Genomic DNA, 4174 nt, shown 5'->3' on the forward strand with positions numbered 1-4174 from the left:
ATGACGATGGGGAACATCTCCTCATACTCGGCGTCAGGATAGGCCGACTGGTCGATGACGAAGTAAACAACCTCGACATCCTCCAGCGACTGCAGGGCCGTTTCCACAAGATACTTGTTGAGCTTGCTCTTGCTCACCTTGTGATATCCGGGTGTGTCGACAAAACAGACCTGGGCGTCCTTCTTGTTGAGAACGCCAAGAATGTTGTACCACGTGGTCTGCTGTTTGGGCGATACGATGGATAGTTTGGTACCAAGGATAGTATTCATCAGCGACGACTTCCCGACGCTGGGCTTGCCAAAAATCGATACGAATCCACTCTTCATAATGTAAGTCTACCGGCTTTTGCGCCCCACACAAACACGTGTACAATGAATCCCATACTATCTCATTGGAGGTTTCCCATGCTGATCCAGGTGGCTATCAACAATATCGAAAGCATTGAGCAAGGCGAAGAGATTCTCAAGAAGTGGCACTACCACCTTGACGAGGATCAGTCTCACGTCGTCGTGGAGCGTGACGTCGACGGCGCCACCGTTCGTATCTCGGGGTTTCATCCGTGGGCCGACGAGATGGAAGAGGACGGCGAAGAGTGCTCCTGCGGCGGGGACGACGACAACTGCGGATGCGAAGGCGGTCACTGCAAGGACGGTCACGAGCACGCTGAGGGTGAATGCTGCAAGGACGGTCACGAGCACGCTGAGGGCGGGTCCTGCTGCTGCCAGGGCGGAGATGATGCCGCGGATGTCAAGGACAAGGAAGCCGAGGACGACGAGAGTGACGACGAGGGCGAGGAATCCGAGGCCATCTATCTTGGCCAAGCCCTGTTCATGCCAGCCGAGGACCAGGCTCGTGTTCTGGCCAATGAACTGATGGACGACGATTACATCGGTACGGTATCCGTTTCCATGGCCGGCGTCGAGCTCAGCGACACGGACGCATTCCGCGCGCTGCCTGCGGACACAAAGAGTGCCGTCATTGCTGCCATCGAGGAACTCGGCGACGCTGAGGCATATTTCTCGATGTACGAAATCATGGGGCTCAAGGTCTAGGAACATCATCGGTTCATGAGTATTCTCTCGGCAATTGTTGCGCCGCTGGTCGCCGCTCCTTCGGGAGCGGCAGCGCATTTTGTACTCAGATTCCCTCTGGGTGCCACGGTCAATGCCATCGCAATTGTCGTCGGCAGCGTGATCGGCATGCTGGCCGGCAAGTTCCTCAAGGAGGACACCCGTAACGCCATCTTCATCGCGAATGGGCTGGCGGTTGCTTCGATCGGGACCGGCATGGCTCTCAAGACGGGCAATGCCGTCATCATGGTCATGGCTCTGGTGAGTGGTGTCGTCGTTGGAGAACTCCTTCGGCTCGAAGACAGGGTCAACGCGGCTGCCGAGCGCTTTCAGAAGAGACTCCATGTGGCTTCCGGCAGCCAGTGGGCCGAGGGGTTGGTCACTGCTGTGCTCATTTACTGCATCGGGCCCATGACCATTATCGGGTCCATTCAGGAGGGGATGACCGGGAATGGCTCGCTCATCTACACGAAGTCCATCCTCGATCTGGTCATCAGTATATCGCTCGCCGCGGCACTGGGCAGCGGGGTGGCATTCAGCGCTATCCCGGTGTTCATCATCCAGGGCAGTCTGACCTTGCTGGGTTCCGCGCTGGGATTCCTGATGCAGCCCTACATCCTCAACGAGCTGACGGCTACGGGCGGCCTCATGGTCATCGCCATCGGCATCAACCTGCTGGGCCTGAAGAAGATCAAGCTGGCCAACCTCCTGCCCGGCCTGATCTTCGCCGTCCTGTATGCTCTTCTTTTCCACGCCCTGAAGTTGGTCTGACCCCGTTTCTCCCGTCAGGGAGACGCCACAAGCGCGTCCGCCATACGTGCCTCTCCATAACAGGAGAGCAGGGCAGCCCCCTGCCAAGGAGGCACGACATGGACGGACTTGTCACGCTGATCGGCAACATTGGCTTCCCAATCGCCATCTCTGTGTATTTGCTGACAGTATTCGGAAGCAAGCTGGACCGGATGCAGGCAAGCCTTGACCGGCTGGCCGACCTCATTCAGGCTGGTTTGCACATCAATGGTTCGGTAATCACGCCCTGATACGGTGCTTCAGGGGCTCTTGTCGATGTAGACGCGCGGCACGCGCTTCGAGATTCCAGTCAAGACCTCGTAGGAGATGGTCCCCATGAGTTCCGCGAGTTCCTGGGCGGTGACGGAAAGGCCGTCCTGCTCGCCGATGAGGGTCACGCGGTCGCCGGGCACCGCGGCGGGGATGTCCGTGACGTCGAGGGCGCAGACATCCATGCTGACACGACCCACGACAGGCGCGAACCGTCCCCGCACGATCGCATGTGCCTTGTTGGACAGTCCGCGCAGATAGCCGTCGGCGTACCCGATGGGGATGAGAGCCATGCGGGTCGGCCGCTCCGTGATGAACGTCCTCCCATACCCGATACCGTGGCCTGCCGGCAGCTCCTTTACTATTTCCAGCACTGTCCGCAACGCGAGGACCGGCCGTACGGAGCAGGTCGGGGCAGGGACGGGCGGACAGCCGTACAACAGGATACCGGGGCGCACCCCGTCGAGCATGACACCGGGAGATGAAAGCAAGCCTGCCGAATTGGCCAGGTGCACCATTGCGGGTTGGAGGCCGCCCGCGCGGACCTCGCGTATCACCGCTGCAAACCGTGTTGTCTGCAGCGCCGTGAACGCCGGGTCGGAGTCCGCGCACGCAAAGTGCGAATAGAGGCCGACGATGTTGACGCTCGGGATCGTGGCACTGCACAGGATCTCTTCCGTTGCATCATCTGCCAGGACGCCCGCGCGCCCTATGCCGGTGTCGACGTTGTAGTGCAGGCGTACCGTATGACTGCCCGCCGCCGCTCCGTACATCATCGTCGTCGCCTGGTTGACCGTCGTGAGCGCGATATTGTTCGCGACGGCATACGGGACGAAATCGGCAGGCGAGTTCCCCAGAACAAGGATTTCTGCCATGATGCCGCCCTCGCGGAGCTCGACGGCCTCGTCGGGCGTCGCCACCGCCAGCAGCCGGACCTGTTCCTGTTCCAGCACCGCCGCAACGCGCACTGCCCCATGTCCATAAGCGTCACCCTTCACAACACCAATGACCTGCGTCTTAAGTGGAGTGAACGCCCGGATGGCCCGCAGGTTGTCACGGATTGCTGTCAGATCGATCTCTGCTACAGTAGGCCGATACATCGTCTTCGTTTCCTCCAGATGTGGCCGTCTTGGTTGCCGGCCTCATGCCATGGTACCGGTGCCCAGTCCCATGTCAAGAACGTTTGGTCGGAGGCTCAACCCGACTATAGTATTCTAGCTATGTTACCCATCAAGCAGATCGTTGCCGGGCTTCGGAGTGCCGGGTTTCCAGTTGACGTCAGCAACATGGCAGGTCTGCACAACTATGCGAATGACAGAAACACTCGACAAAGGGGGAGCCATGAAGAGGAATCGGAAACTGCTGTGTGCCGCACTTGTCGTCGCTTTTGCGCTGTTTTGTCTGGTCAGTCCGGTGGACGCCTGGAACAGCCATGGTGCCTGTACGAAGTTGATTATCAGTGATCAGGAGTGGCTCAAGACGTATGACAGCATTACCGTCACGCCGTGGACCTACCAGGACGTAGATACCGCCACAGTCGGACCCAACTTTGTCCTGCAATACATCGAGGGCAAGCCGGGCACGGTGACCAGCGCCGCCGCCATCCTGACCAACTATGCAGACGAGCCGGACTGGAAGATGGACCAGGACCTCAATCTCAGCCCGCTGCAGGTACTGACGGGCGGCTCTCAGGGATGGCGCCACCAGTATTATGGCTTGGGCTGGCTGCGCTTCGGCGTCGCACCGTCGCGTGCACAGTACTTCTTTGACTTGGCAGGCAAGGCAAGGGAGAAGGGCGACCTGTACTGGACCTTCCGCTACCTCGCGCGGGCGATGCACTATGTGCAGGACACCACTCAACCATATCACGGTGTTCCTGCGCCCGTCGGCATCATTTTCAAGGGTATCGGGAACTTCGGTACGCTCATGGGATCAGCGACCAACCATCACTACAACCTGGAGGAGTATCAGGGTGCAATGGTTGCGCGCAACAGTCCGGTGTTTGTAACCGCGTTGCAGAACGCCCTTCCGCTGGACATTGCGAC

The 4174-nt window shown here is 59.3% G+C and carries 6 protein-coding genes; 4 read left to right on the top strand and 2 right to left on the bottom strand.

What is annotated here, in order from left to right; translation table 11 throughout:
- Positions 1-326: GTPase (locus SMC5_RS01065; RefSeq protein WP_119119246.1), on the bottom strand; the 326-nt coding region annotated here is incomplete at its 3' end.
- Positions 327-404: 78 nt separating this feature from the next.
- Between SMC5_RS01065 and SMC5_RS01070 the strand changes: the two genes are divergently transcribed.
- From SMC5_RS01070 to SMC5_RS01080, 3 genes are all read left to right on the top strand, one after another.
- On the top strand, positions 405-1052 hold the full coding sequence (locus SMC5_RS01070) for a hypothetical protein (RefSeq protein ID WP_119119241.1): 648 nt from the start codon (positions 405-407) through the stop codon (positions 1050-1052).
- A gap of 15 nt (positions 1053-1067) precedes the next feature.
- Complete coding sequence (locus tag SMC5_RS01075) at positions 1068-1841, top strand: DUF554 domain-containing protein (protein WP_119119242.1); 774 nt, start codon at positions 1068-1070, stop codon at positions 1839-1841.
- 98 nt (positions 1842-1939) lie between these two features.
- The gene (locus tag SMC5_RS01080) at positions 1940-2110 is read left to right on the top strand and encodes a YvrJ family protein (protein WP_119119243.1); all 171 of its coding nucleotides are present in this window, start codon (positions 1940-1942) and stop codon (positions 2108-2110) included.
- A gap of 9 nt (positions 2111-2119) precedes the next feature.
- Here SMC5_RS01080 and alr read toward each other — a convergent pair whose 3' ends face one another.
- A complete protein-coding gene (gene alr / locus SMC5_RS01085) occupies positions 2120-3229 on the bottom strand; it encodes an alanine racemase (protein WP_119119244.1) in 1110 nt (369 codons plus the stop codon).
- 241 nt (positions 3230-3470) lie between these two features.
- Here alr and SMC5_RS01090 point away from each other — a divergent pair.
- Positions 3471-4174: phospholipase C/P1 nuclease family protein (locus tag SMC5_RS01090; protein ID WP_126854900.1), on the top strand; the 704-nt coding region annotated here is incomplete at its 3' end.

It is taken from the genome of Candidatus Cryosericum odellii, from assembly GCF_003570935.1.
Lineage (GTDB): Bacteria > Caldisericota > Caldisericia > Cryosericales > Cryosericaceae > Cryosericum > Cryosericum odellii.

What these genes read in the sequence shown, in the direction of transcription:
- SMC5_RS01070 (WP_119119241.1), top strand. Translation starts at nt 405, where the DNA reads ATGCTGATCCAGGTGGCTATCAACAATATCGAAAGCATTGAGCAAGGC.
- SMC5_RS01075 (WP_119119242.1), top strand. Translation starts at nt 1,068, where the DNA reads ATGAGTATTCTCTCGGCAATTGTTGCGCCGCTGGTCGCCGCTCCTTCG.
- SMC5_RS01080 (WP_119119243.1), top strand. Translation starts at nt 1,940, where the DNA reads ATGGACGGACTTGTCACGCTGATCGGCAACATTGGCTTCCCAATCGCC.
- alr (WP_119119244.1), bottom strand. Translation starts at nt 3,229, where the DNA reads ATGTATCGGCCTACTGTAGCAGAGATCGATCTGACAGCAATCCGTGAC.